The sequence below is a fragment of the Euzebya pacifica genome (assembly GCF_003344865.1).
Classification (GTDB): domain Bacteria; phylum Actinomycetota; class Nitriliruptoria; order Euzebyales; family Euzebyaceae; genus Euzebya; species Euzebya pacifica.
Window position 1 is genome coordinate 4,650,745 of the sequence record NZ_CP031165.1, and the last position, 26,334, is coordinate 4,677,078.

Sequence of the window (26,334 nt, forward strand, 5' to 3'; positions counted from 1 at the left end):
CCCATGGGGCCACCACATCGACGAATCGAGATCAGCGGTCAGATTCTCCTAAAGGTTTCGGACCGTCGTGCCGAGGACCCCTCAGGTGGGATGCGGTCCGCCGTTCGCGTTCCCGAACCCGTACCTCGAGTTGGAGCAGTCATGATGAAGTCCACCACGAAGTGGCGACTCGCCTTCTACAGGGGCATGGCCCTGGTGGCGGTGGTGGCCGCGGTCGCCGCACCCAGGAAGTGGTACTGAGACCATGAGCCTGCGGGTCACCCGCAGGGAACGGGCCTGGGGTCCGCAACTCCTGCCGGCCATCGTGGGGGGCGTGGTCGCGGCCGGTGTGCTGGCGTGCGTTCATGCCGCTGTCGTGGGTGCCAACGAGGGTTGGATGCCCAACGCCCCCTGGCTTGCTGCCGTGCTCTTCGCGAGCATGGTCATCGCTGAGGTACGTCCCCTGCAGACGATTCGTGCCGGCGACGACAGCATCATCACGGTCTCGCTGGCCTACTCCTGCGCGCTCGTGTTCGTGCTGCCGGGATTCGGCGCGACGCTGGCCGTGGCCGCCGGCACCCTGTTCGCCGACGTGGTCAACCGGGCGGCACCCCAGAAAGCGGCCTTCAACACCGCGATGATGGCGCTGTCCATCCACCTCGGCACCTTCGTGCTGCGTGCTGGCGGGGCGCAGGACCTCGTGGCGGCGGACCCACGGGATCCAATGCTCCTCGTGACGCTGCTGATGGCGTTCGTGGTGATCTACTCCGCGGCCACGATCCTGGTGGCGTTGGTGCTGTCCGCGGTGGAGGAGGACTCACCGATCGCGGTCCTGCGCCGGGACTTCTTCTCCACGCTGCCCAGCGACGGGATGTTGCTCCCCCTCGGCCCGGTGCTCGTCGTCGTCGGCATCCACGATCCCGTCCTGCTCCCGCTGGCCATGGTCCTGACCGCCGTCGTGCACACCTCGACACGGATCTCCACCGAGCGCGAGCGGGACGCGACCGAGGATTCGCTGACGGGACTCCTGAACCGCCGCGCCCTGGAGCAGGAGGCTGAAGCGGGGCTGGACCGGGCCGCCCGCTCGGGCCGCCGTGTGGTCGTCCTCCTGATGGACCTCAACAGGTTCAAGGTCATCAACGACACCTGGGGCCACCACGCAGGCGACGAGGTCATCGTCGAGATCGCGCGTCGGCTGCGGGACCGAATGCCCACCGCTGCCCTCGTCGCACGCCTCGGCGGCGACGAGTTCGCGGTCGTCCTCGTCGATGCCTCCTCCGAGGCCGCCGTCGAGATGGCCGAGGTTGCGTCGGAGGTGTTCGTCGACCCGGTCGAGGTCGACGCCACCGATGGGGTGGCGCTGGAGGTGACCGGTGCCATCGGTGTGGCCACCAGCGGGCCCGGGTGGTCGCGCTTCGGCGAGCTGACACGCGCTGCCGACGCCGCCATGTACGCGGGCAAGCGCCGTGGGCTGCCCTACCTGCTCGCCGACCCCGACAGCAGTGACGGTCACCACATCCAGGCGCTGGAACGGGCCATCGACAGCGACGAGATGCACATGGACTTCCAGCCGCTCGTCGACGCCCGCACCGAAGCGGTCATGGGGTTCGAGACGCTGGCGAGGTGGAACCACCCGCAGCACGGGCCGATCCCGCCGTGGGAGTTCGTCCGTGACCTCGAGGCCACCGGTGTCCTCATGGGACGGTTCACCGAGCGGGTCCTGCGCGACGCGGTCACGATGGTCCGGCGCCTTCACGACAACGGGCACCCGGTCTCCATCAGCGTCAACGTGTCCCCGTTGAACCTTGCCGACCCGGACTTCGTGGACACGGTCCTCGGCACGCTGGATCGTCACGCCATCGAGAGCCGTTGGCTGGTGCTGGAGATCACCGAGACCGCGTTGATGTCGAACCTCCCGGCCTGCCGTCGGGCACTGCGCCGTCTGGTCGACAGCGGGGTGGGGGTTTCGCTGGACGACTTCGGTTCGGGCCACTCCTCGTTGGCGATGATCAAGGACATCCCGTTGACCGAACTCAAGATCGACCGGTCCTTCGTCACCAACACCGACGACGAGCGTGGGGTGGCGCTGCTGCGAACGCTCGTCGACCTCGCGCGCATCCACGGGCTCAGGTCGATCGCGGAGGGCGTGGAGGACCGGGCGACCCTGCACGCCCTGGCGGAGATCGGTTTCGACCAGGTGCAGGGCTACGGCATCGGTCGTCCGCTCGGCGCCGACGAAACCCTCGCGTGGATGTCCGGACGGGCATCGTTGGACCCCAGCGGCCTGCACGGCATGGACCGCATCGTCCTCGAGCAGTGATCGTCCTCGGACGGTGATAGTCCTCGTCGCTGCGGCTGTCGTCGTGCTCGTGTGGGGGCTGTGGCGACGCGACCCCCAGGCGTTGGCCCGGGTCCCCCTGCGCGCGCCATGGGTCCCGCTCGTCGTGGTCGCCGTGCAGGCCGTCGCCCTGGAGGTCATCGAGGGACGGTACGGCGTCGCCCTCGCCATCCACACCGCCACCTACGTCTCAGCCCTCGTGTGGCTGTGGTCGAACCGCGAGATCAGGGGCCTGTGGCTGATCGGCCTCGGGGCGCTGCTCAACGCGACGGCAGTTGCCGTCAACGGTGGCGTCATGCCGGCGGCGAGCAGCGCCCTGGACCGCGCTGGGCTCCGAGCAGAGGGGGGCTTCGTCAACAGCGCCCGTTCCGACTCCGCGGTCGGGTTCCTCGGCGACGTCTTCGCCGTGCCCGCAGGCATGCCGCTGGCCAACGTGTTCTCCATCGGGGACGTCCTGCTGGTCGTCGGCCTGGCCCTGCTGCTGTGGCAGCTGCCGCGCTCGGGCGGACCGCCAGCCGCACCGCACCCGACAGCGGAGCCGCTGCAGGACGCCTGACCACGAGGTTGACTGGCCGCATGCAGCCCCCCTCCGAGACCGCTGGCACGACCCCGATGCGCACGACACCGACGGACACGATCACGTGGGTCGACGGCACGATCGAGCTGGTGGACCAGACCGTCCTCCCACAGCAGGAGGTCGTCCTGCGGATCACCGCCGTGTCCGATCTGGTGGCAGCGATCCGCCGTCTGTCCGTGCGCGGCGCCCCGGCGCTCGGCGTCGCCGGCGCCTACGGCGTGGCCCTGGCGCTGGCGACCGTCGCGCCCGGAGAGCTCGACGACGCCATCGAGGCCATCCGAACCGCCCGGCCCACCGCGGTCAACCTCGCCCGCATGACCGACCGGGTGGCCGCGCGTGTGCCCGACGGCCCCGCGGCCGTCCTGGCCGAGGCCCACGCCGTCCGCGAGGAGGAGATCACCGCCAGCATCGACATGGGGACCCGTGGCGCCGACCTGGTCGAGGCGCTGCTCGGCGGTCGTGACGTCCGCGCGATGACGATCTGCAACACCGGCGGCCTCGCGGCCGTTCGCCGAGGGACGGCCCTGGCGGTCGTGCAGACCCTGCACGAGCGTGGCCGGCTGGCCGACTGCCTCGCCCTGGAGACCCGTCCCCTGCTGCAGGGCGCCCGCCTGACCGCGTGGGAGCTCGGGCAGATGGGCGCACCCCACCACCTGGTGGTCGACAGCGCGGCACCGTTCCTGCTGTCCCGCGGGGCGGCAGACGTCGTGCTGGCGGGAGCCGACCGGATCGCCGCCAACGGCGACACGGCGAACAAGGTCGGCACCTTCTCCCTTGCCCTCGCCGCACAGCACGCCGGCGTGCCGCTGGTCGTCGTGGCACCCGAGTCGACCATCGACCACGCCACACCCGATGGCGCGGCGATCCCCATCGAGGACCGTGGGCCGGCCGAAGTCGGTGGATTCGGCAGCAGCCGCACGGCGCCACCCGACACCCCGGCGCTGAACCCCGCCTTCGACGTCACCCCGGCGGCCATGATCCACGCGATCGTGACCGACAAGCGCGTGGTCATGACCTCACGCGGCCAGACTCCCTGATGGGGGCGCAGGGCCTCTAGGGGCGCCCTCCGGGCCGGTCCGAGGGGGACAGGCCCACCGGTGCCGGGTCCAGCACGACCACCCGTGGCCGGTTGGTCAGCCACTCCCCCACGGCCAGCGCGGGCATCGGACGGGCCAGGTGGAACCCCTGGAGCACGTCACAGCCGAGCTCGAGCAGGCGGTCGGCGATGGCCGAGGTCTCCGCGCCCTCCGCGACCGTGGAGAGACCCATCTGGCTTGCCAGGGCGACGACGGTCCGGACGATGATCTCGTCGTCGGTGTCCTCGAGGATGGCGCCCACGAACCTGCGGTCGATCTTCAGCTCGTCCAGCGGCAGGTCCCTGAGGCTGGACAGCGAGGAGAAGCCCGTGCCGAAGTCGTCCACGGAGACCCTGACGCCAAGCGCGCGCAGCTCGGCCAGCACACGCGCAGCGCGTCCCGGTTCGCGGAGGACGCTGTTCTCGGTGATCTCGAGGGTGATCGCGGACGGCGGCAGCTGTGCCAGGCGGGCCGCGTCGGCCAGCACCACGGGGAAGCGCAGGTCGTGCAGCACGCGCGCCGAGACGTTGATGGCGACGCCCACGTCGTGTCCGTCGCGAATCCACCCGGCACAGTCACGCAGGGCCTCGTCGATCACCCGAGCGGTCAACGGACCGATCAGGTCGGTCTGCTCCGCCATCGGCACGAAGTCGCTCGGACCGATCCGTCCCAGGGTGGGGTGCTCCCACCTGACGAGCGCCTCGAGGCGGTCGGTCATGCCGCGCCTGACGTCGGTGATGGGCTGGTAGTGGACGGTGAGCTCGCCGGCTTCGATGGCCGAGCCCAGCTGGGACACCAACGACAACCTGCCGGGCGCGTCGTCGCGATCCACGTCGTTTCCGAAGACGCGTACCCCGGTGCCGGCGGCCTTCGCGGAGTACATCGCCACATCGGCTCGCCGCATCAGCTTCGACGCCGGCGGGGGCAGCTGCCCAGGATCGGTCATCGCGATGCCCACGCTGCCCGAGATCGTCAGCGGGAAGCCGTTGGACCCGACGGGCCTGCCGAGGGCGTCGTGAACCAGCTGGCCCAGCTCGAGGATGCCCTCCGGGTCCGAGGACGACGCCATCAGCGCGAACTCGTCACCACCGAGGCGCGCCACCATCGCCTGCGGACCGGTCTCGTCACGCAGCCTCGTGCCGAGCTCGATGAGGACCGCGTCACCCACGTCGTGGCCGAGGTTGTCGTTGATCTCCTTGAAGTCGTCGAGATCCACGATCATCACGCCGAGCACCCCGGTGGAGTGGGCACCCCGGCTGGCCACCGCCTCGCGGAGTCGCTCCAGGAAGAGCCGGCGGTTGGGCAGGCCGGTGAGGGGGTCGTGGGTCGCCTCGTGCTGGCGGGCGGCCGCGATCTCGCCCGACCGGATGACAAGGGACCAGGTCACCAGCAAGGGGACGAGCAACGCCGGCGATGCGCGACCCAGCACCGCCAGCACCGGGCCGAGGGGCAGCAGGAGCCCGTCGGTGGAGAACCCGACCACCGCGTCCCGACGCAGGATCCGGCGGAGCGTCGTCCCGTCGCCGAGGGCCTTGGCACCGGCGAGCAGCAGGGCGGCACAGACGTGGATGACCAGCAGCCCCGCCATCGCCGAGAGGGCCCACGACGACGTCAGCGGCGCACCGTCGGAGAGCGTTGCCCGGTGGCCGAGCAGCTCGAGGACCCCGAGCCCGGCGGCGACCGCAGTCGCTCGCATCCCTGCGTGGAACACCATGCGGACGGGGGAACGACGGCGAACGACGTCGGCCACGAGACTCGTGGCCATCGTCGCCGCGACCACCAGTGTGCCTTCGGTCGTGAAGAGCAACGCGGTCACGAAGGCCCAGGACGGGGTGATGAAGGTCGTGCCGTCGCGACGCAACCAGCGAACGGGCCTGATCTCGCCGACAACGACGAGGACGATGAAGAGGACCGCGAGCCAGGAAGGATCCCCGAACCCGGAGGACGTATCGACCAGCACGCTCCGGGCCGACAGGACCGCGCCGGTGAGCGCCACGAGCGTGACGAGTGTCCGGTACTGCCACCGCCACCGTGGCACCGCAGCCTGACCGCTCAGCACGTTGTCGAGAACTCCAGGGTCGAGGTCATCACCGGACGGCGGTTGGTGACCACTGCGCAGCCATCACCGCGTCGCGAAATGCATGCTAGGGGCCTGTTGCCCTGACGTATCGGAAGCTGCACACACATCGTGCAGCTCCGCGAGAGCCGATTTCTGGAACGGTCACCGATCGTGTTCGGCGCTCGAGGGTCGTGTCCGGGGATGGACGGCAGGACCCGGCAGCCCCCAGCGCCGACGTTTGGCCCGAGCCGGGTCTCGTGAGACGGTTCGGGTCGTGGACCTCGACAGACACCTCGCGACCCTGCCACCGCCGGCGATCGTCTACACCGACCTCGACGGCACGCTGCTCGGGGCGAACGGGTCCATCCTGGCCGACGGGGACGGCCGACCCACACTCGACGGGGTCGACGCGCTGGTCCGGGCGCGACGGAACGGGCTCCTGGTGGTGGCTGTGTCGGGCCGGCGGGTCGCCGACCTGCGCAACGACGCCCGGTTGCTCGGACTCGACGGTGCCATCGCCGAGGCCGGCACCGTTCGCTTGGTCGACGGTGCGGCGCGAGTGTCGTGGGGTGAGTGCCCATCCGACATCGCGAGCAGCCCCAGGGCAGCGCTGGTCGAGGTCGGCGCACTGGCCCTCGTGCTGGACAGCTTCCCGGGACGGATACGGGTGTACAGCCCCTGGGACGACGGTCGCCTCGGAGGTGTCCTCCTGCACGGCCTGGTCGACACCGAGGACGCCAACGCCCGTCTGGCCGCCGCAGGCATGGGCTGGGCGCGTTTGCTCGACAACGGGGCAACCGGCGGGTGGCCCGACCTGGACGGGGTCCGGGCGTACCACCTGATCCCGCGAGGGGTGGGCAAGGCCGCCGGCGTTGCGGCCGACCTCGCCGATCGAGGCATCGACCCGCGTGGAGCGGTGGCCGTCGGTGATTCCGAGGAGGACCTGTCGATCGCCGAGGTGGTCGGCACCTACGTCACCGTCGCCAACGGCCATGGTCGGGTCGGGGGCAACCGCTTCGTGGTCGAGGGGTCACACGGCGCCGGCGTGGCCCTGACGATCGATGCCGCGCTGGCCGCTCGGACCCGTCAGGCCTGACCGGCCGCGTGGTGCGCTGCGACGAGGTCGGCCCGTGACACGCGCAGGGGGTGGGGCGAATCGTCGGGGGCACGGTCCTCCGCACGGTCCCGTGCCCGACGACGCTTGTGTCGGTACATGTCGGTGTCGGCGCGATCGAGGATGTCGTCGACGCTGTCGCCGCGGCGGATGACCGTCCAGCCGATCGAGCAGCTCATCACCACGTTCCGGCCGTTGTCGAGCCTGATGGGCCGGGTCATCGCGTGCCTGCACTCCTCGGCCACGGACTCGGGATCGCGATCGCCGCACGTGTCGTGCAGGACGATCGCGAACTCGTCGCCCGACAGCCGGCCGACCACGTGGGCAGGTCCCGTGGCCTCGTCGAGTCGACGAGCGACCTCTCGCAGGACCACGTCCCCCGCGGCATGGCCGTGGGTGTCGTTGACCACCTTGAAGCGGTCGACGTCGATGTAGAGCAACGCCCCGCACCGGTCGGTCCGCCCCACCAGGAGTCGGCCGACGAGGTCGACCAGTCCGACACGGCTGACCGCCCCCGTGAGCTCGTCGGTGTGCAACCGCTTCACGAGGATGTCGCGGTACTGGTCGCGCTGGACGACGAGGTGCTGGAACCGAGCCACGAACAGGAGGGTCAGGAGCGCCCCCAGCACCCAGTCCGACGCGATCGTCACGACGCCACCGCTCCAGCGGACTGCGGCCGCGACAGGGAAGAGCAACATGCACGACCCCAGCCCAGCCACCTGCCACGTCGCCGACCCGGACGACGTCGACGGCCGGGGAGTCAGGTCGAGGTCGATGTCGGGGTGCGCCACGGCCAGCACGAGCAACATGATCCCGGCCACGGTCAGCACGTCGACCCACATCGGTCGGTGGGTGCCGTGCACCGCCAGCGCGATGGCGAGGTTCGGCGGCAGGGACAGGTGTGCGGCCGCCGCGAACAGGCGCAGCGGCACGGAGGTGGTCTTCACGAGGACTCGCAGCCATATGGCCACACCCACGATGACCAGGATCGTGAACAGGGACTCCGAACCGATCGGCGGGGCGTCGGGACGCCAGACACGCATGGCGGTGCTGAGCAGCATGACGAGGCCCGTGCTGACGATCAGGCCGTCGAGCACCACGTCGAGGCCCTCCTTGGGGCGGGCACGCCTGACGAACATGGCCCCGGCGACCAGCAGCAGTACCGACCCGAGGGAGTTCGCCAGGTCAGCAGCGAACACTTGGTCCGGGGCCAGCCAGCGCAGCAGGTTGGTGGTCGCGAACATCGCCGCGCAGAGGGTCAGCCCGTCGAGGAAGCCGATCCGTTGTGCCGGAGAGAAACGTGCCCACACGCAGGTGCCCACCATCAGGACCCAAGCTGCTGCGCGCACCGCCACTCGTTGCTCGGGGCCGACGATCGTCAGCGCGAGGAGCACCACCGTGCACGCGCCCACGACTTCGACGGGTATCCGCTCACGGGAAACAACATCCCTCATTCTCTCCGCCTTCTCCACGGACCCCGACAGGTCCATTTCGGCTGTCATTGTCGGGCCGCGAGGCGTGCAGGGAAATGCCTATCTTGGACTAGCCCTCGGTGGCGCCATCCTCTGGTGCCGACTCGGTGGTGGTCCAGTCGGCCCCGACGACGATGTGGATGTCGAGCTCCGTCGTCAGGTTGCCCGGGTTGTCACCGATCGTGGTGAAGCGGGGGTCTGCCGCAACGAGCGCCGCAGCCTCGGCTTCCTGCCCCGCGGTGGCGAAGATCGTGGTCTCGGCGTAGTCGTTGGCCGCGCGTCCGGACTGCGTCACGTCGTACCCGAGGTCGACGAGGGTCTGCACCACGTCGTCGAACGCCGCCTGGTCGTCGGTGCCGTTGAGGAGCTGCGCGCTGACCCCATCACCGGGCAGCGGTTCGGCGTCGGTCAACGACGGCAGTGGCGTCGGGGTGGAGGTGATCTCGGGCACCGTCGCAGCCGAGGACGGCTCGGCGGGGACCGTGGCGACCACATCGGGCGCAGCTGTGGACTCCAGCGTCATCTCGTCTGCGGGGTCGGGCTGGAAGACCAGCCAGTACACGCCGAACGCGAGCGCAGCAGCAAGCAGCGCGCGGATCAAAGGGGCTGCGATAGAGGTTCCGGGCTCGGCCGGGCCGTCGTCGAATCCGTCCATACCCGCAGACACTACTTCGTGGCAGGGCGCCGGCCGGGACGACCGACCTGTTCGGACAGCCCAGCGTCACCCCTCGACGACCGTTGGTCACGTCGGCGACGAAGTCGGCGGATCAGCAGCGGATCGGCGACCTCAGCCTCGGGACGGTCCAGCAGATCGGCCAGGATGGCGTAGTAGTACGACGGCGTGAAGCCGAAGTGCTCTCGGATGGCTTCCTGCTTGTTGGCGTCCCGCACCGCGGTGTCGCGCTCGAACGCCAGGACCGCCCGCTCACGGGAGGTGAGGGGCTTGACTGCTTCGCTGGTCTGGGTGTTCGACATGTGCGCTCCTGTCCGGTGCCGCCCGATCGTAGGCAGGCGGTTCCGTTCCCCGAAGGAACCTCGACAGCGCCGCCCCCGGCCCGACCGCATCCTTGCACGCCCACGACCGTCAGGCGGGGCCGCCATCCTTTCCGCGCACCACCCACTCGGCTCCCCCGTCCGGCCCGCTATCCTTTCGCGCACGCCGGGATAGCTCAGTTGGCAGAGCGTCGCTCTCGTGAAGCGAATGTCGCGAGCTCGAATGTCACAGCGCTCCCGGCTCTTCTCACTCCCGGCCCGCTATCCTTTCCGCGCACGCCGGGATAGCTCAGTTGGCAGAGCGTCGCTCTTGTAAAGCGAATGTCGCGAGTTCGATTCTCGCTCCCGGCTCTCTCGCTCCCGGCTCTTTCGCTCCCGGCGCTACTGCTCGACCCGGTGGCCGAGGGCCAGCAGGTGGTCGGCGACGACGTCGGGGCGCTGCAGGTGCACGTCGTGGGCGCCGTCCAGCCAGATGGCCCGGCCCTCGGGGAGGCGTCGCAGCGCCTCGTCGACTCCGGCAGCCTTCCGCGCTGCCCACTCCCCTTCACCGCCGTTGACGGGCAGCAGCAGCGTCGGCACGTTCACCTCGGCCATGCGGGCGAAGGGGTCGGTGGCCCACATCGCGCGCACGATGGCTTCGTGGGCGTCCAGCGACAGGCGCGGCTCGACGCGGCCATCGGCGTGCTGGTGCAGGTTGGCCATCTGTGCGTCGAGGGCGCCCGACGGCCACCCCTCCACCGAACGCGCGATGAGCTGTCGTACCTCCCCCGGGGCCCGATCGGCCAGCGCCGGCGGACGAAGCGCTGCCCACGCCTCCTCCGGGGTCGGGTGGGCCTCACCGAGGGCGATGAACCCTCCGTCGACGGCGGCGACCCCGGAAAACGCGTCGGTGTGCCGAGCGGCCGCTTCCAGGACGACGTTGCCGCCCCACGACTGCCCGACGAGCACCGGCTGCTCGAGCTCGAGGACACCGCACAGCGCAGCCAGGTCAGCGGCCACGGCGTCGTAGGACATGTCCCCATCGGCCGACCCCGACCTGCCGTGACCGCGCTGGTCGACGGCAACGACGCGGTGGCCCGCTGCGGCGAGGGCCGCCGAGACTCCGTCCCACAGGCGGGCGTTGGACGACAGGCCGTGCACCAGCAGGAACGGACGCCGATCGCCAGCGCGTTGGCGCACCGACAGCTCGTGGCCGGCGGGCAGCCGGACGTGGTGCTCGAGGATCGGAGGCGGTGTGGGAACGGTGGGCACTGCCCGCCGAGTATCGCCGCCGATCGGCCCGGTCGCCGGCAGGGGCGGTCCACCTACAGTGGGAACCATGCCCAAGCAGCTGCTGCGCCCCGGCTGGGTGCTGACCCATCTCGTGGTGATCGCGATCGCCGTGTCGTTCGTCAGCCTCGGCATGTGGCAGGTGCGCCGCCACTACGAACAGGCTGAGGAGAACACGCGCGTCGAGGCCCAGCTGGCGAGCGAGCCGGCCCCGGTCGGCGACGCGCTGGCGTCGCCTGACATCGACCTCCTCCCAGTCTCGGCCACCGGCACCTTCGATGGCGACGAGCAGCTGCAGCTGGCGCCTCGATCGCGCAACGAACGCCCGGGGTTCGAGGTCCTGACGCCCCTTCGCCTCGATGACGGCCGGGCCCTGCTCGTCAACCGCGGCTGGATGCCGCTGGACAGCGAGCTACCGGCGCCTCCGACGGGCGAGGTCACGGTCATCGGGCGGCTCCGCACCCCGTTCGACACCCGACAGGTGCTGACCGACGACACCGGCACCATCACGCTGGTCAGCAGCGTCGACACGGCGGTGCTGTCGGGACAGGTGGACGACCTGATCACCGAGGGCTGGCTGGAGACCGTCGACGAGGAGGCCCGGGAGCAAGGTGTGCTGCCCCGACCCGCCGAGCCGCCCGTGCTCGAGGCGGGCCCCCACCTGAACTACGCCGCCCAGTGGTTCGCCTTCACGATCATCGGCCTGGTCGGCTATCCGCTGCTGCTTCGCCGCCGTCTCTCCGATGACCGGCAGCCGTCCCCCGAGCAGCAGGTGGAGTCCAGCCGGACCGACCGCGAGCTGCAGAACAAGTAGCCTCCGCACCTGCCGTGAACACCTTCATCCGACTGATCGCCCTCAACACCGCCAGGCTGGTGTTCGTGGGCGCGCTCCTGCTTGCCCTGTACGCCGGGCTGACCTGGGCGCTGTCGCCCGAGGAACGTCCCGACGCCGCCAGCATCGCCGCCGCACAGGCGGAGCTGGATGCCAGCGAGTCCGAGCTGGCCGAACCGTCCGAGACGCCCACGCCGGTCGAGACCGCTGCCGCCCCGCTGGAACCCACCGAGGTGCCGACGACGGAGTCACCCGAACAGCTGATCGCGGCCGCCAAGCCCCCCGGTGAGACGACGGTCCAGGTACTGGACGCGGGTGGCGGCGGCGCACGGGTCGACCAGGCGGAGGCGGTGCTGGAGCAGCTGGGCTACAACGTGGTTGCGCGGAGCCCCTCCTCTCGCGACGTCGTGGAGACGACGGTGTACTACACCGCCGACAACATCGCCGAGGCCGAGGGCCTTCGCGCCCGCGAGCCCCGGTTCAGGGTCGTGGAGGCCAACCGGGGGCTCAGCGAAGGCGTCGACATCCACGTGCTGGTCGGCACCGAGTTCTGACACCCGACGTCGGGTACCCGGCGTCGACCGGCAGGGTCAGCGATCGACGAGGCGGGCCCGCAGCGCGCGCTGCGTGGCGTCCCGTCCCTCCGACACGCTGCGCTTGGCGATGCCCGGCAGGTCTGCCTCGACCGCCCTGTCCGCGGCAGCAACGACGTCCTCGCTGATCATGGGGTGGGGGTAGATCGCCTCGGTCATCGTCAGGCCCTCCTCACCGGAGACCTCGTGCCACAGCGACGGCAGCGCCTCGACCCAGGCCTTGCCTGCGTAGTCGGCCAGCACATCGGCCTGCTCGACCTGCCAGAAGCCACGCAGCACCGCCCGACGCGTGTGCATGGCCGAGCTGGTGTCCATCGCCCGCCGCCACGCCTCCGCCTTGGCCTCGGGGGTGGGTCGTGCGGCCAGCGCCGTCTCGGCCCCACGGCGGCCGACATCGGTGGGGTCCCGCTCCAGCTCGCGTTCGATGGCGCTGGCATCTGCCTCCCCCATGGCCGCCAGGTGGCCGAGGGCGAACCATCGCAGGTCGGTGTCGATGGTGAGCCCATCGATGGTGCCCGACCCGTCCAGCAGCCCGGTCACGAAGTCGGCGTCGGTCCGCGAGCTGATGACCGCCCTGGCCCAGATGAGCTGGCGGTCGCTGCCGGGTTCGGCCCGGTCGAGGCCCGCTCGGCTGACGGCGGCGATGCGCTCGCGGAGCGAGACGCGGTTGTCGGGGTCGCCGTAGCGATCCGCGCAGGCGAACGCCTGACGGAGCAGGGTCTGCAGGACGCTGACGTCGGCCTCGACCGGGCCGTGCTCGCAGACGAGGTCGGCGAACCGGCGGGCCGCCAGCTCCGCGTCGCGGGTGGCATCCCACAACGACCCCCAGCCCACCGCACGGGCAACCCCGTCGGGCATTGTCCCGAGGGACCGTTCCAGGGCCTCCACCGAGCGGCTGTCGAGGCGGACCTTGGCGTAGGCAAGGTCCTCGTCGTTGAGCAGGAGGAGATCGGGCCGAGGTCGTCCCGCGAGGGCCTCGATCGTGGTCGTGGCCCCGTCGATGTCGACCTCGACGGCGTCGACCCGCACGAGCACGCCGTCCACCGTGTCGTACAGGCCGATGCCGAGGCGGTGAGGACGCAGCGTCGGGTGTGCGGAGGGGGCGACCTGCGCCACCTCGACGGTGGTCAGCACGTCCTCGTCGTCGGTCTCGATCCGGGCCGACAGCGTGGCCACCCCAGCGGTCTCGAGCCACGACTTCGACCAGGTGGTCAGGGCCCGGCCCGACGGCCCCTCCAGGGCGTCGAGGAAGTCCGCCAGCTCGGCGTTGTCCCATGCGTGCCGCCGGAAGTGGTCTCGCAGGCCCTCGACGAAGGCGTCCTCCCCGACCCATGCGTGCAGCTGCTTGAGGACGCTGGCGCCCTTGGCGTAGGTGATGCCGTCGAAGTTGGCCATCACCGACTCGGTGTCGAGGATGTCGGCGACGATCGGGTGCGTGCTGGGCAGCTGGTCCTGCTGATAGGCCCACGCCTTGACCGAGTGGGCGAAGTCCGACCACGAGTCGTCCCCGAAGCGGGTGGCCTCGGCGACGGCCTTGTGGGCCATGAACGTGGCGAAGGACTCGTTGAGCCACAGGTCGTCCCACCAGCGCATGGTGACGAGGTCACCGAACCACATGTGGGCCATCTCGTGGAGGATGGTGTTGGCACGCGACAGCCGGGCCGCTTGGGTGACCCTCGAACGGAAGACGTAGCGTTCGCTGAACGTGACGCAGCCGGGGTTCTCCATCGCACCGAAGTTGAACTCGGGCACGAAGAGCTGGTCGTACTTGCCGAACGGGTAGGACATGTCGAACTGCTCGGCGAACCAGTCGAGGCCCTGGCCGGTCAGCTCGATGATCTCGTCGGGGTCGAGGTACTCGGCCATGGACTTCCGGCAGTAGATCCCGAGCTCGACATCGCCGTGGCGGGCGTCCACGCGGTGGTAGGGACCGGCCACGAGCGCGGAGATGTAGGTGGAGATCGGCTTGGTCGGCTCGAAGATCCAGCGGCCGGCCTGGCCCTCCTCGGGCCGAGAGGCCACTCGGGCGTTGGACACGACCTGCCACCCGGCCGGCGCCGTGGCCGACATGGTGATGGGCGCCTTCAGGTCCGGCTGGTCGAAGCAGGCGTAGACGCGGTGGGCGTCCTGTGGCTCGAACTGGGTGTAGAGGAACACCTCTTGGTCGACGGGGTCCACGAAGCGGTGCATCCCCACACCGGATCGGCTGTAGACGCACTGCGCGGACACCTCGACCACGTTGTGCTCGTCGAGGCGCTCCAGCCGGATGCGTCCGTCGGCGTATGCGTCCTCGACGTCGGCCCCGTTGAGGACAACGGAGTCCACGCGGCGGGCAGCCAGGTCGAGAAAGGTCTCGGCGGACGGGTCGAGGCTGTCGAAGGTGATGCGGACCGTGGAGGTGAAGGTCTCGTCCTCGGTCCCGGTCAGGTCGAGGTCGATCTCGTAGGCCACGTTCCGGATCAGGGCGGCGCGGGCGGCGGCTTCGTCCCTGGTCAGGTTTGATGCGTTCAAAGCGTGTCTTCGGTCGGCGGGCGGTGGGATTGGCTCTGCAGGCTACCCCTCTGCGCTACCGCGCCAACCGGCCGAGCGACGTGGTCAGCGACGGCGCGTGCGAGCGATCGTCCGTTCGCGGCTCGCCCGTGCCGCACAGGTGGTCAGCAGCGCCATGGCAGCGTCGAGCCGACCGAGGACGTCGTTGCCGAGTGCGGCCACGAAGGCCCGGTCCCCAGCGGACTCCAGCGCGGCCATGGCGCTCATCAGCTGGATCGTGGCGGGTTGTTCCCCCGGCCGCGCGGCCAGCACCAGCTGCGTGTTGTCGATGGTGTCGATGGCGTCCCGCAGGACGGTGAGCGTCTCGACGATGTCGGCTGCGGCGACGGCGGCAGCGATGACGGCCCCGTCGATCAGCGCGACGGCCTCGGCACACCCACGGATCTGGTCCCAGCGGGCCAGCAGGCCGTCGAGCTCGCTCCACAGGTCGTCGTAGGCAACGTCGCGGGTCAGCTGGTGACCGAGGGCCACTGCCTCCCAGACGGTGTCCACCAACGCGTGCTGCACGCTGGAGCGCGGCGCGGTGTCGGCTGCGACACACCCCAGCTCGATGGCGCGGGCGATGCGCTCGAGCCGATCGGTGATCGTGGTGTGGTCCAGGTGCGTCACGTCTTCCGACGCTACCGCGGCCCGCCACCCTCAGCGACTGACGTCTACTGCTGGTTCAGGTCCATGCACTCAGTGTCACGAACGTGGATCCGCCACCGGCGGCTAGACCAGGACCTTGCGCTCCTCGAGGTAGCCCTCCAGCTTGCGCTTGATGCGCTGGATGGCGTTGTCGATGGACTTGACCTGACGCTCGAGGCCCTCCGCGATCTCCGCGTAGGTCTCACCGTCGAGGTAGCGCTGCAGCACCTCGGCCTCGAGGTCGGACAGGATCTGCCCGAAGTAGCTGCGGATCGAGGCCATCTCGCCGCGCTGCACGATGCTGTCGGCCGGGTCCTCGCCCCCGTCGAACTGCTCACCGAGCTCGGTGTCGGAGTCCTCGTCGCTGACCTTCGCGTGCAGCGACACATAGGAGTTCAGCGGGGCGTGCTTCTGGCGGGTCGCGGTCTTGATGGCCGTGATGATCTGCCTGACGACGCAGAGCTCGGCGAAACCGCGGAAGGACGCCTCGTGGGACGGGTCGTAGTCACGGATGGCCTTGTACAGGCCCACCATGCCCTCCTGGACCACGTCTTCCCGATCCGCCCCGACGAGGAAGTAGGAGCGGGCCTTCATGCGCACGAACCCGCGGTAACGGTCGAGCAGCTCGTCGAGCGCCTGAGAGTCCCCGTTCCAGGTCCTGGAGACGAGCTCCTCGTCGCTGGCTGCAGCACCTCCGAACGGGGTCGGCGAACCCATGCTGGTCCTCTGGCTGGGTACTGCTGTCGGCGGCAAGTTGCCCTCCATGAGCGGCGGCTGGTACTGCGGCGGTTCTCAGCAACTGCAAACCCCCGTTGGCAGCGCGTTGCCGAGAGTTTACGTAGTCACGACTAGTCACTGGCAAAATACCGTAAGAGTCACGAGCCGTCCATGACAGCGTTGGGATCCATCACGAGGGCATCGCGCGCCAACCGCTCGTCGGCGTGAACAAACGCGCACCCACTGCAACAACCGACTACTTGCCGTGATGACGGCGCGACCACTCGAAGGCGGTGACCGCCGTTGCCGTCGCGGCGTTCAGCGAGTCCAGCCGCCCGGCCATGGGGATGGAGACCAGGGCATCCACGCGCTCGGCGACCAGGCGGGACAGGCCCGCACCCTCCTCACCGATGACGAGCGCCACGCGTTCGTCCAGCAGCGGTTCGTCCCACACCGTCCGTGGCGCCTCTCCGGCGAGCCCCAGGGACCACAGGCCGTGGTCGCGCAGCTCCTCGACCGCACGGGTGATGTTGGTCGCGACGACGACGGGCACCCAGGACAGCGCGCCGGCGGCGGCCTTCTCGGCCGCCGGGGATGGCGACGCCGCGCGCTTGGAGCGGATCACGATGCCCCCTGCACCCGCCTGCTCGGCCACGCGTGCGATGGCACCGAGGTTGCGCGGATCGGTCACGCCGTCGAGGACGAGGACGAGGTCTGCCGTCGCCAGGCGGTCCATGGACGCGTAGGCGAAGGGGCCCGCAAGGGCAACGACCCCCTGGTGGCGGACCTCGCCCGTCAGCCCGTCGAGCTCGTCCCTGCTCGCGGTCCGCAGCGTCACCCCGGCATCGGCTGCGGCCTGCGCGAGGTCCGCGAGCGCGTCGACCTGCCGGGTGTCGATGATGACTGCCTCGAGGTCTCGACCTGCCCGGATCGCCTCGCGGACCGGTTGTCGCCCGGGGATCACGTAGCGGTCGGAACGTCCCGGTCCACCACGGCCTTCCTGGGATCGGCTGGGGTCGGGGCGCGCTGGTCGACGGTTGCGTGGGCTCACGCCTCCACCGTACGACCAGGATCCGGCTGGCGTGTGCGCGTCAGCACGCAGCGTGACGTACGACCCAAGGCGTGGAAGGCCGGTATCCTTGGTCGTTGACCGCGGGGACGGCGAGAACAGGCGGATACGGCACGTGTTGGTGCATTACAGAAAGTATTCAAGGGTGGGTCGGTCGTGACCGATGAGAGGGTGATGGACTACACCCCGCCTCGTCAGAACGTCCTGTCACGCATGCGGCAGGAGCAGGTCATCCGGCGCGTCGAGCGCCAGGCGTTCGGCTTCTCCACCACGAACTTCCACCGCAACCAGCGGCTGCAACGCCTCGCGTTCGCGTTGCTCTCCGGCCTGGCCGTCCTCGGCCTGCTCGCGTTGGTCGTCCTCTAGTCCGGAGCACGACCAGGCAGGCGTTCCACGAGGACGACGGCCGTACAGGCGATCCCTTCGCCGCGCCCGACAAGGCCCAGGCGGTCGGTCGTCGTTGCCTTGACCGACACCGCATCGAGCGGCATCCCCAGGGCCTCGGCCGTCGCTTGCCGCATGGACGGGATGTGTGCGGCGAGGCGCGGCTGCTGGGCCAGGACGGTGGCGTCGACGTTGACCGTCCGCCAGCCATCCGCAGTCAGTCGCTCCCGCGCGCGGGCGACGAAGGTTGCGCTGTCGGCCCCCTTCGTCTCGGGTTCGTCCACGCCCACCAGCCCCCCGATGTCACCCATGGCGACCGCACCGAGCAGCGCATCGACGACGGCGTGCAGGACCACGTCGGCGTCGCTGTGACCAGCCAGGCCCGTGGCCCCGGGGATGACCACGCCGCCCAGCACGAGCGGACGGTCGTCGGTGGCGAACGCGTGGACGTCCACGCCCTGGCCGATGCGGATGGTCACTCGGGCTCCTCGGGTTCACCAGAGGCCAGGAAGGCCTCGGCAAGCAGCAGGTCGTCTGGATAGGTCACTTTCAGGTAGCGGGCGCGACCCGGGACCAACACGACCGTGCCACCGCCCGCCTCGACGAGCGCGAGGTCGTCGGTGGCGTCGTCGCCTCGGGCGTGGGCGGCACGCAGCACGTCGGCGCGGAACACCTGCGGGGTCTGCACGGCTCGCAGGGCCGAGCGGTCCACGGTGCGGGTCACCACCTCACCGTCGGCGACTTCCTTCAGGGTGTCGGTGACCGGCAGGGCCGGGGCCGACGCGTCGGCGCCACCCACCACGGCGGCGACGGCCCGGCGCAGGGCCGCGGCATCCACCAGCGGGCGGGCAGCGTCGTGGACCGCGATCACGTCCACCGACCCCAACGCGTCGATGCCGGCAGCCACCGAGCCGGTCCGGGTGGCCCCGCCGGGAACGATCCGTGCTGCGGTTCCCGACCGCTCGACCTGGACCCCGGCCTCGGCCATGTGGCCGGGTGGTCCCACGACGACGACTTCGTGGGCAGCCGACGCGAGGCGGTCGAGGGCATGGGCGAGCAGGCTGCGTCCGCCGAGGCGCACGAACGCCTTGGGATGGTCGTGGCCGAGCCGTGTGCCCGAACCTGCGGCCACGATCACGAGCCCGACGCGGATGGCCGGGCCGGCCGTCACCCGGCGTCGCCCCGCAGAAGCCGTGGCCGCGGCGTCGGATCGTCGGCCTCGAGCAACGACGCGAAGAGCATCCGGCCACGTGAGGTCGACACGATGCTGGTCACCTCCACCGACAGGGCCTCACCGATGCGGTCGGCGGTCTGCTCGACGACCACCATGGTGCCGTCGGGCAGGTAGCCGACACCCTGCCCCTCCTCTCGTCCGCGCTTCGCCACGGTGAGCGGCAGCACCTGTCCGGGCAGCACCGGCGGACGGAGGCTCTCGGCAAGGCTGTGGAGGTTTCGCACCGGGATGCCCTGGACCTCTGCGACGCGTGCGAGGTTGCCGTCCGTCGTCACCAACGGTGTGTTGCGAAGGCGGGCGAGCTTCAGCAGCTTGGTGTCGACCTCCTCCCCACCGGGGTCGTCCTCCAGCACCTCGACACCGATCGAGGACAGGCGCTGGAGCGAGGCCAGGGCGTCGAGGCCGCGCTGTCCCCTCCCCCGTCGTTCCGGTTCGGCGGAGTCAGCCAGACCCTGCAGCTCGTAGAGGACGAACTCCGGGACGAGCAGGATCCCCTCCATCCATCCACCACGGCAGACGTCGACCAGGCGACCATCGACCAGCGCGGACGTGTCGATGAGCTTGTAGGCGGATCCACGTGCCCGGCCGCTGCTGGAGGGCAGGCGCCCACCAGCGCCGAGGAACCGCAGGAGGTCGCCGGCACGGCTGCGTCCGAGGCGCATCCCGGCCCACGCCATCGTCGCCATCACGATGACCGCCATCGGGACGGTGAAGGCCTTGCCGCCGAACAACAGCACCGGCCAGGTGACCCCGGCGGCGATGACGAGCCCCAGCAGCATGCCGGCCGTGCCGGCCACGATCTCGCTGGCCGACACCTCCTGCAGCGTCTGCTCGACGTCGGAGATCCGTCCCTGGGCGAACCGGCCGAGGACCCCGCCGACGACGTAGCCGACGCCTGCGCCGAGTGCCGTCAGGACGAGCTGACCCGCCCCTTCGTCGGCCCCCATGCGGGCGGAGACGTCCAGGGCAACGGCGGTCGCGAGGACCACCACCGCCAGCCGGATCAGCTCGACGAAAACGACGCCGCCCGGGACGTCAGACGAGGACCGTGCCATGTCTGAACCGTCTCCGGGCGGGGTGTTCGCTGACGTGGGCGTGAGCCCTACGCGGTGAGGACGTCGTCGAGGTAGGCCTCGGCGTCCTCGTCGGACTTGTCGAGTGCAGCAGCGAGCTCGGACACGAGCACCTGCCGGGCCTTGGAGAGCATGCGCTTCTCCCCGGCGCTGAGGCCCTTGTCGCACTCGCGGAGGGCAAGGTCACGAACGACCTCGGAAACCCTCATGATGTCGCCGCCCTTGAGCTTCTCGTTGTTCGCCTTGAAGCGACGCGACCAGTTGGTCGGGACCTTCGCCCCGCGCATCGAGAGGACCTCGATGACCTTCTTGATCTGTGCGTCATCGCACACCTGGCGGATGCCGACCTCGTCCGTCTGGTCAGCCGGGACCTTGATCGTCAGGTCTCCGTAGGTCAGTCGCAGGACCAGATATGACCGTTCCTCCCCCAGCAGCTTCCGCGTCTCCTCACGCTCGATCACTGCGGCGCCGTGATGCGGATACACAACAGTGTCGCCAACGGTGTAGGTCATATGCACTTCCCCTGTCCGACTCGGGTGGACGTTTCTCGCGGCTGGTCGGCGGGCAGCCTGAGCTGATCCGAGCCGACTAGTGCGAACCCTTACTGTACCACGGAACAGGAGGGGCAACCAAATCAAAAGTGCTGGTCAGACGCCTACGAAGCGGTGAACCCGTCATGAACGGACCCGCTTCGACGGACGGTTCGCACACCCTCCGAAAGAACCTTGGGACACAACGTCATGTGCGTCGTTGTCAATGGCCGATGGGTCAGGCGTATCGTTCGAGGATGCTGGACTCGGCCAGGCGGGCGAGGCCTTCCTTGATCGCCCGGGCGCGCGTCTCACCTATGCCGTCGACCGTACCGAGGTCCTCCAGGGTGGCGTCGAGCAGGTGGTCGACGCTGGAGAACTTGTCCACCAGCTTCTCCACGATCTGATCGGGCAGGCGAGGGATGCGCGACAGCAGCCGGTACCCGCGGGCCGTGACCGGACGTTCGTCGCCCTGTTCGGCCGGGGAGTAGCCCAGGGCCCGAGCGACCTTGCCGTGCTCCAGCAGCTCGGCGTCGTCGAGCGCGGCCAGGGACTCCATGACCTTGGAGACCTTGCGGCGACGGTCGGCGAGGTAGTCGGCGACCACGAGCTCGCGTTCGGACTCCACGCCCAGCAGGAGCTCGTCGAGCTGCAGCTGGAGGAGCCGACCCTCGGTGCCGAGCTCTGCGACCGCGTGCTCGATCTCCTCGGAGATGCGGGCGACGCGTTCGGCGCGCTGCAGGACCTGCACCACGTTGCCGAGCGTGACGACGTTCTCGATCTCCAGGGCGGAGAGGGCCGCCGACACCTCGTCGAGGCGGTTGCGGTACCGCTCGAGGGTGGCAAGGGCCTGGTTCGCGCGGAACATGATGGAGGACAGCTCCTCCAGCACGTGCTTGTGACCGCCGACGTAGACCGAGACGATCTGCATGGACTCCGACACGCTGATGACCGGGATGTTGGTCTGCTTCGCCATGCGATCGGCGGTGCGGTGCCGGGTACCCGTTTCCATCGTGGGGATGCCGGAGTCGGGCACGAGGTGGACGTTGGCCCACAGGATGTTCTCGCAGGCGTTGTCGATGAGGATGGCGCCGTCCATCTTGGCGACCTCCGACAGGTGCTGGGCCGTCAGCTTGGCCTTCAGCTGGAAGCCGCCGGACCGCAGCTCCTCCATCTGCTTGTCGTAGCCAAGGACGATCAGGGCGCCCTTTCCGGCCTTGATGATCCGCTCGATTCCCGCGCGCAGAACCGTTCCTGGTGCGACCTGCTGGAGCATGTCCACCAGGGCATCGTCACGTTCTGCCACAGCTCTCCCTCTCTCGACCGCGGCCATGATACCCACGCCTCGCACGACGTCGGGCAGGGTGATCGCTCAACCCTGCCCGAGACGTGTGCGGACGACCCGCGGTTGCGGGATCGTCAGGCAGTCGTCTTGCGCGCGGCCAGGGCCGTGTAGCCGAGGATGCCTGCGGTGATGGACGCCGCGAGGATGCCGACCTTGGCCTCGTCGACGAGCACCGGGTCGCTGAACGCCAGTCCGGAGATGAAGATCGACACGGTGAACCCGACGCCGGCCAGCAGGCCGACACCGGCCATCTCCAGCCAGCCCACGCCACGCGGCAGCTTCGCCACGCCCGAACGGATGACGAGGAAGGACGCCGCCATGACACCCAGCGGCTTGCCGAGCACCAGGCCGACGATGACGCCCAGCGGCACGGGGTCGGTCAGGAGGGCGCCGAAGGAGTCACCCGACAGCTCCACACCGGCGTTGGCCAGCGCGAACAACGGAAGGATCACGAAGGCCGACCACGGGTGCAGGCGGTGCTCCCAGATGCGCAGGGGGGACACCGCGTCGCGGGAGACGACCGCGATGTTCTCCAGCTCGTTCTGCTCGGTCTCGTCGGCGACGCCGTCCTCCGGCCGCGAACGCAGGCGGGTGAGCCGGTCGTGGATCAGGCCCAGGACCGCCGAGGGCGGGTGCAGGGGGAAGGCGGGGGTCAGCAGCCCGAGGATCACACCGGCGATGGTGGCGTGGACGCCGGACTCGAAGACGGCGAGCCACAGGAACGCGGCTAGCAGGACGTAGGGGACGATCGCGTAGACCTTCAGGCGCTGGAGGACCACGATCGCCACGACGGCGAGGGCTGCGGCCCCGAGCCAACCGAAGTTCAGGCTGGAGGTGTAGAAGACGGCGATGACCAGGATCGCGCCGATGTCGTCGACGATCGCAAGGGTCAGCAGGAAGACGCGCAGGCTGGCAGGCGCTCGCTTGCCGACCAGCGCCAGGATCCCGACGGCGAAGGCGATGTCGGTGGCCATGGGGATGCCCCAGCCGTTCGCCCCCTCGCCACCGAGGTTGATGCCGACGTAGAGCAGCGCGGGGATGATCATCCCACCGAACGCCGCGGCGATGGGCAGCGCGGCGCGGCGAGGGTCCTTCAGGTCACCGTGGACCAGCTCGCGCTTGATCTCCAGGCCTGCGACGAAGAAGAACACCGCCATCAGCAGGTCGTTGATCCAGTGCTCCACGGACTCGTCGAGGACGAGGAAGCCCAGGTCGATCGTGATGTGGTGGTCGACGAACGCGTGGTAGCTCTCCGCGAACGGACCGTTAGCCCAGATGAGCGCGACCGCTGCCGCGAGGACGAGGACGATGCCGCCCGAGGCCTCGGTGTGCAGGAACTGCTGGAGCGGCTGCACGATCCTTCGTGCGCTGATCCGGTCGCTGTCTGCGTACGACCGACTGAGGCTCGAGGCCGGTTCGGTCTTCTTGTCGAGGTCGCTGGTCACATCTTCACCGCGGGTGATCGTGTCCGACACTGCAGGCTCCTGATTGCGCTGGGCCCGCACATTCAGGCCGTCGGAATCTGGTCGGCATGCACCCCGCCGAGCTTAGCGTGCGGGGGTGATCCAGTAGAAGCTCAGTGCCCACGGTTCGGGGGATTCAGCGGAGGTAACGACGCCATGCCCGGGCGGCCAGCGCGGCCCCGGGCGTTGCCGCGGCCACACCCTGGAGGGGTGGGACGACCAAGCCGGCCGTCGACCCCTCGACATCGGTCGAGTCACCCTCGGTGGTCCCGGAACCCGAACCCGCCGCAGCGGCTACCAGGCCCGGATGGCGTGGCATGTCAGCGGTGACGTCGTCGGGGTCGTGCGCGTCGTCGTGGTCGTGCGCGGCAGCGCCCGCGGGGGTCTCGGCCGCATCGGGAGTCAGGTACCGCTCGATCTCGTGGTCGAGCTCGGCACCCATGAGCAGCACGGTGAAGGAGTAGTTCAGCCAGACGAGGAGGACGATCACCCCGGCGAAGGCCCCGTAGGTGGCGGCATAGGTCTGGGAGAAGCTGACGTAGAGGCCGAACAGGAAGCTCAGCAGCAGCCATCCCCCCACGCCCAGGACGGCACCGGGGGTGAGGAAGCGCAGCTTCGGTCGATCGCGGTTGGGCCCGAACCAGAACGCAAACCCGAAGAAGAGCATCAGGATTGTGATCGCGGCGACGTAGCGCCCCAGCCCGATCAGCAGGCGGAACGGCGAGTCGAGCACCTCCTGTGGCAGGACGAGCTCCAGGAGTGTCGGACCGAAGACGATGGCGACGAACATGCCTGCCAGCGCCAGCGCAAGGGCCCCGATGACGCCGAGCGAGGTCAACCGCAGCCCGACGAAGCCACGGTCCTCCTTGCGGTCGTAGGCCTTGTTCAGGGCGTTGATCAGGGCCGCGGCCGCACCGCTGGCAGCGAACAGCCCGGCGCCGATGGAGATGACCAGCGCAACGGTCCCGTCCTCCTGGAGGTTCTGCAGGGCCGTCTGCAGCGCGTCCTCGACGAAGTCCCTGGCGCTGCCGGGGATCAGGTCGCCCGCGGCCTCGACCAGCTTCTGGATGTCGGCGGTGGACACGACCTGGGCGGCGATGGCGACTGCGGCGATGAGGCTGGGCACGAGGGCCAGCACGATCCGGAGGGTGACCACCGCGGCGAGGTTGGACACCTCGTCGTCCTTGAACTCCTGGCCGGTGTTGCGCAGCACCGTGCGCCAGCCGTCACCGCCGAGCTTCCACCAGGACCGCTCGTCGAGCGCCTGCGCTGTCGTCCCTGCCATCTCGTGCCCCGGTCAGTCCTCGCGGTCCCGTACGCCTCTCCGAGACTTGCCCCTCGCTCCCGGCAACGCAAACCCTTCGCCGTCCCGGACCACCAGGCCGTCGGCCACGAGGGCATCCAGGACCCCCACCCCGTGTTCGCCGGCCAGCTCGACGGCGGCGTCGTGGGGCAGCCGGCCCGCCCGTGCCGCGGCGATGATCCGCCCGCGTGCCTGCCGCGCGGACCCCTCGAACCGTCCCTGCGGCCGGGGGCGATGTGCCCCCCGCCCGGCGGGGTCCTCCTCGGGGCCGCCGGCCCAGCTGCACGTCGATGCGACGGGGCAGCGGTCACAGGCCGGCGTGCGGGCCCGACAGGTGGTGGCACCCAGGTCCATGAGCGCCGCTGCGGCCAGCGCCCCCCTCCCCCATCGGACGGCCCCGTCGGCCAACACCTGGGCGTCGGAGCGGTCCAGCACCCTGCCGGAGTGGCGAGCGACGATACGCGCCACGTTGGTGTCCACGGGCACCACGTCACGGTCGAAGGCGAAGGCCAGCACCGCCCGGGCCGTGTAGGGCCCGATGCCGGGCAGGGACAGCAGGCCGTCGAGGTCGTCGGGCACCTCACCGTCGTGCTGCTCAACCATCACCACTGCCGCGCGGTGCAGGTTGACTGCCCGCCGGTTGTAGCCGAGCCCCACCCACAGGTCGATCACCTCGGCCGGCGCGGCGTCGGCCATGGTGGCCGGGTCGGGGAACCGCTGGATCAGCTGCACCCACCGCTCGGCCACCCGATCGGCCTGTGTCTGCTGGGCCATGACCTCGCTGAGCAGGATCCCCCACGGGGTGGTGCCGGGGGTCCGCCACGGCAGCTTGCGCTCCTCGGGTCGGTGCCACGCCAGCACGCCCTCCACGAGCTCGCGCATCGCTGCATGGTCGACCGGGTCGTCAGCAGAGCGAGGAGGGGCACCCATGCTGGGTAGCCTGCCGCGAGATGGAGCAGCTGCACCCCACCCACGTGCCCGAGGTCGATGCCTACGAGGCCCACCGTCCGCCGAGCGGCACGGCGTCGTGGCTGCGGGTCAACATGGTGAGCAGCCTCGACGGCCACATCGTCGACGACGACGGGGTCAGCGGCGGGCTGGGCGGCGACGCCGATCGGTTGGCGTTCTTCGCCCTGCGCCACCACGCCGACGCGATCCTGGCCGGCGCCGGCACCGTTCGTGCCGAGGACTACGGCGGCATGCGTGTTCGCGACAGCATGCGGGCAGCGCGCGAGGCGGACGGTCGCGTCGACCCGGCCCCCATCGTGGTCGTGACCGCGTCCCTCGACCTGGACCCCACGTCGCGCCTGTTCACCGACACCCGGGTGCCCCCGATCGTGCTGACCACGACCGACGCGGACGACGACGCCGTCGATCGGATTGGCGGGGCCGGAGCGCGGATCGTGCGCGCGGGGGAGGGCCGGGTCGACCTCACCGAGGGTCTGGCCGTCCTGCGGGACGTCCTGGGCCTCCACCACGTCCTGTGCGAGGGCGGCCCCGGCCTGAACGCCGCGCTGCTGGCCGCTGACCTGGTGGACGAGCTCTGCCTGACGCTGGCCCCCGCCATCGTGGGCAGCGTCGACCCCCGGCGCATCGCGGGCGAGGCACACCCGGCGCGGGGGATGACCCTGTCCCGGGTCCTCCACGGGGACGGCGAGCTGCTGCTGCGCTACACCCGGCAGCGCTGAGGGGAGCCGGACCGGACCGACGGTCTCGTGCCCCTTGGCCGCGTTGCCG

25 protein-coding genes and 2 tRNA genes are annotated in these 26,334 nt (G+C 70.1%); 10 read left to right on the top strand and 17 right to left on the bottom strand.

What is annotated here, in order from left to right:
* The first annotated feature begins 244 nt into the window (after window positions 1–244).
* From DVS28_RS19935 to mtnA, 3 genes are read left to right on the top strand one after another with little or no spacing between them, the layout of a single operon-like run.
* On the top strand, window positions 245–2,299 hold the full coding sequence (locus DVS28_RS19935) for a putative bifunctional diguanylate cyclase/phosphodiesterase (RefSeq protein WP_114593033.1): 2,055 nt from the start codon (window positions 245–247) through the stop codon (window positions 2,297–2,299).
* A 13-nt stretch (window positions 2,300–2,312) separates the two neighbouring features.
* Window positions 2,313–2,873 carry a DUF5317 family protein gene (locus DVS28_RS19940; protein ID WP_114593034.1) on the top strand — a complete coding sequence of 187 codons (561 nt, stop codon included), beginning with the start codon at window positions 2,313–2,315 and terminating at the stop codon, window positions 2,871–2,873.
* Window positions 2,874–2,893: 20 nt separating this feature from the next.
* Window positions 2,894–3,931: an S-methyl-5-thioribose-1-phosphate isomerase gene (mtnA, locus tag DVS28_RS19945; protein ID WP_216826172.1), complete on the top strand. Its 1,038-nt coding sequence runs from the start codon at window positions 2,894–2,896 to the stop codon at window positions 3,929–3,931.
* A 16-nt stretch (window positions 3,932–3,947) separates the two neighbouring features.
* Here the strand turns inward: mtnA and DVS28_RS19950 are convergent, their stop codons facing one another.
* Complete coding sequence (locus DVS28_RS19950) at window positions 3,948–6,029, bottom strand: putative bifunctional diguanylate cyclase/phosphodiesterase (RefSeq protein WP_114593035.1); 2,082 nt, start codon at window positions 6,027–6,029, stop codon at window positions 3,948–3,950.
* A 274-nt stretch (window positions 6,030–6,303) separates the two neighbouring features.
* Between DVS28_RS19950 and DVS28_RS19955 the strand changes: the two genes are divergently transcribed.
* Complete coding sequence (locus tag DVS28_RS19955; RefSeq protein ID WP_164710807.1) at window positions 6,304–7,125, top strand: HAD hydrolase family protein; 822 nt, start codon at window positions 6,304–6,306, stop codon at window positions 7,123–7,125.
* Here DVS28_RS19955 and DVS28_RS19960 read toward each other — a convergent pair.
* The 3 genes from DVS28_RS19960 to DVS28_RS19970 form a co-directional block, all read right to left on the bottom strand.
* Window positions 7,116–8,597: a GGDEF domain-containing protein gene (locus DVS28_RS19960; RefSeq protein WP_164710808.1), complete on the bottom strand. Its 1,482-nt coding sequence runs from the start codon at window positions 8,595–8,597 to the stop codon at window positions 7,116–7,118. The genes DVS28_RS19955 and DVS28_RS19960 overlap by 10 nt on opposite strands.
* Before the next feature lie 88 nt (window positions 8,598–8,685).
* The gene (locus DVS28_RS19965) at window positions 8,686–9,216 is read right to left on the bottom strand and encodes a LytR C-terminal domain-containing protein (RefSeq protein WP_216826173.1); all 531 of its coding nucleotides are present in this window, start codon (window positions 9,214–9,216) and stop codon (window positions 8,686–8,688) included.
* 65 nt (window positions 9,217–9,281) lie between these two features.
* The gene (locus DVS28_RS19970) at window positions 9,282–9,590 is read right to left on the bottom strand and encodes a DUF3263 domain-containing protein (protein WP_114593039.1); all 309 of its coding nucleotides are present in this window, start codon (window positions 9,588–9,590) and stop codon (window positions 9,282–9,284) included.
* 183 nt (window positions 9,591–9,773) lie between these two features.
* On the opposite strand from DVS28_RS19970, the gene DVS28_RS19975 reads away from it, so the two are divergent.
* Window positions 9,774–9,851, top strand: a tRNA-Thr gene (locus tag DVS28_RS19975).
* Window positions 9,852–9,886: 35 nt separating this feature from the next.
* Window positions 9,887–9,959: transfer RNA gene (locus DVS28_RS19980), tRNA-Thr, on the top strand.
* 30 nt (window positions 9,960–9,989) lie between these two features.
* On the opposite strand, the gene DVS28_RS19985 is transcribed toward DVS28_RS19980, so the two are convergent.
* Window positions 9,990–10,859 carry an alpha/beta fold hydrolase gene (locus tag DVS28_RS19985; protein WP_164710809.1) on the bottom strand — a complete coding sequence of 290 codons (870 nt, stop codon included), beginning with the start codon at window positions 10,857–10,859 and terminating at the stop codon, window positions 9,990–9,992.
* 67 nt (window positions 10,860–10,926) lie between these two features.
* Here DVS28_RS19985 and DVS28_RS19990 point away from each other — a divergent pair, with 67 nt between their 5' ends.
* Window positions 10,927–11,691, top strand: coding sequence for an SURF1 family protein (locus tag DVS28_RS19990; protein ID WP_164710810.1), 765 nt, complete (start codon window positions 10,927–10,929; stop codon window positions 11,689–11,691).
* A 14-nt stretch (window positions 11,692–11,705) separates the two neighbouring features.
* Window positions 11,706–12,263, top strand: coding sequence for a LytR C-terminal domain-containing protein (locus DVS28_RS19995; protein WP_114593041.1), 558 nt, complete (start codon window positions 11,706–11,708; stop codon window positions 12,261–12,263).
* Window positions 12,264–12,299: 36 nt separating this feature from the next.
* On the opposite strand, the gene pepN is transcribed toward DVS28_RS19995, so the two are convergent.
* The 4 genes from pepN to rlmB form a co-directional block, all read right to left on the bottom strand.
* Window positions 12,300–14,813 (bottom strand): aminopeptidase N, encoded by a 2,514-nt coding sequence (gene pepN / locus DVS28_RS20000; protein ID WP_114593042.1) that lies wholly within the window; start codon window positions 14,811–14,813, stop codon window positions 12,300–12,302.
* 84 nt (window positions 14,814–14,897) lie between these two features.
* The gene (locus DVS28_RS20005; protein ID WP_114593043.1) at window positions 14,898–15,461 is read right to left on the bottom strand and encodes a hypothetical protein; all 564 of its coding nucleotides are present in this window, start codon (window positions 15,459–15,461) and stop codon (window positions 14,898–14,900) included.
* A 102-nt stretch (window positions 15,462–15,563) separates the two neighbouring features.
* Window positions 15,564–16,196 (bottom strand): RNA polymerase sporulation sigma factor SigH, encoded by a 633-nt coding sequence (sigH, locus tag DVS28_RS20010; RefSeq protein WP_114593044.1) that lies wholly within the window; start codon window positions 16,194–16,196, stop codon window positions 15,564–15,566.
* Window positions 16,197–16,452: 256 nt separating this feature from the next.
* Complete coding sequence (rlmB, locus tag DVS28_RS20015; protein WP_164710811.1) at window positions 16,453–17,247, bottom strand: 23S rRNA (guanosine(2251)-2'-O)-methyltransferase RlmB; 795 nt, start codon at window positions 17,245–17,247, stop codon at window positions 16,453–16,455.
* Between the two features lie 174 nt (window positions 17,248–17,421).
* Between rlmB and DVS28_RS20020 the strand changes: the two genes are divergently transcribed.
* Entirely contained in the window at window positions 17,422–17,631 is a 210-nt protein-coding gene (locus tag DVS28_RS20020; RefSeq protein ID WP_164710812.1) for a hypothetical protein, read from the top strand.
* Here DVS28_RS20020 and ispF read toward each other — a convergent pair.
* The 8 genes from ispF to DVS28_RS20060 all read right to left on the bottom strand — a co-directional run bounded on the left by ispF (window position 17,628) and on the right by DVS28_RS20060 (window position 25,527).
* Window positions 17,628–18,122: a 2-C-methyl-D-erythritol 2,4-cyclodiphosphate synthase gene (gene ispF, locus DVS28_RS20025; RefSeq protein ID WP_114594293.1), complete on the bottom strand. Its 495-nt coding sequence runs from the start codon at window positions 18,120–18,122 to the stop codon at window positions 17,628–17,630. The two genes, DVS28_RS20020 and ispF, sit on opposite strands and share 4 nt — an antisense overlap.
* Window positions 18,123–18,124: 2 nt before the next feature.
* Window positions 18,125–18,820 (bottom strand): 2-C-methyl-D-erythritol 4-phosphate cytidylyltransferase, encoded by a 696-nt coding sequence (gene ispD / locus DVS28_RS20030; RefSeq protein ID WP_216826174.1) that lies wholly within the window; start codon window positions 18,818–18,820, stop codon window positions 18,125–18,127.
* Window positions 18,817–19,938, bottom strand: coding sequence for a PIN/TRAM domain-containing protein (locus tag DVS28_RS20035; RefSeq protein ID WP_114593047.1), 1,122 nt, complete (start codon window positions 19,936–19,938; stop codon window positions 18,817–18,819). The genes ispD and DVS28_RS20035 overlap by 4 nt, the downstream gene beginning before the upstream one ends.
* A gap of 47 nt (window positions 19,939–19,985) precedes the next feature.
* Complete coding sequence (locus DVS28_RS20040; RefSeq protein ID WP_114593048.1) at window positions 19,986–20,468, bottom strand: CarD family transcriptional regulator; 483 nt, start codon at window positions 20,466–20,468, stop codon at window positions 19,986–19,988.
* 256 nt (window positions 20,469–20,724) lie between these two features.
* Window positions 20,725–21,819: a DNA integrity scanning diadenylate cyclase DisA gene (gene disA, locus DVS28_RS20045; protein WP_114593049.1), complete on the bottom strand. Its 1,095-nt coding sequence runs from the start codon at window positions 21,817–21,819 to the stop codon at window positions 20,725–20,727.
* Window positions 21,820–21,905: 86 nt separating this feature from the next.
* The gene (gene nhaA, locus DVS28_RS20050; RefSeq protein ID WP_216826176.1) at window positions 21,906–23,306 is read right to left on the bottom strand and encodes a Na+/H+ antiporter NhaA; all 1,401 of its coding nucleotides are present in this window, start codon (window positions 23,304–23,306) and stop codon (window positions 21,906–21,908) included.
* A gap of 124 nt (window positions 23,307–23,430) precedes the next feature.
* Window positions 23,431–24,579, bottom strand: a complete 1,149-nt coding sequence (locus DVS28_RS20055) for a YihY/virulence factor BrkB family protein (RefSeq protein ID WP_114593050.1) — start codon at window positions 24,577–24,579, stop codon at window positions 23,431–23,433.
* Between the two features lie 12 nt (window positions 24,580–24,591).
* The gene (locus DVS28_RS20060; protein ID WP_114593051.1) at window positions 24,592–25,527 is read right to left on the bottom strand and encodes an HhH-GPD family protein; all 936 of its coding nucleotides are present in this window, start codon (window positions 25,525–25,527) and stop codon (window positions 24,592–24,594) included.
* Window positions 25,528–25,547: 20 nt separating this feature from the next.
* On the opposite strand from DVS28_RS20060, the gene DVS28_RS20065 reads away from it, so the two are divergent.
* Window positions 25,548–26,285 (top strand): dihydrofolate reductase family protein, encoded by a 738-nt coding sequence (locus tag DVS28_RS20065; RefSeq protein WP_114593052.1) that lies wholly within the window; start codon window positions 25,548–25,550, stop codon window positions 26,283–26,285.
* The last annotated feature ends 49 nt before the right edge of the window (window positions 26,286–26,334 follow it).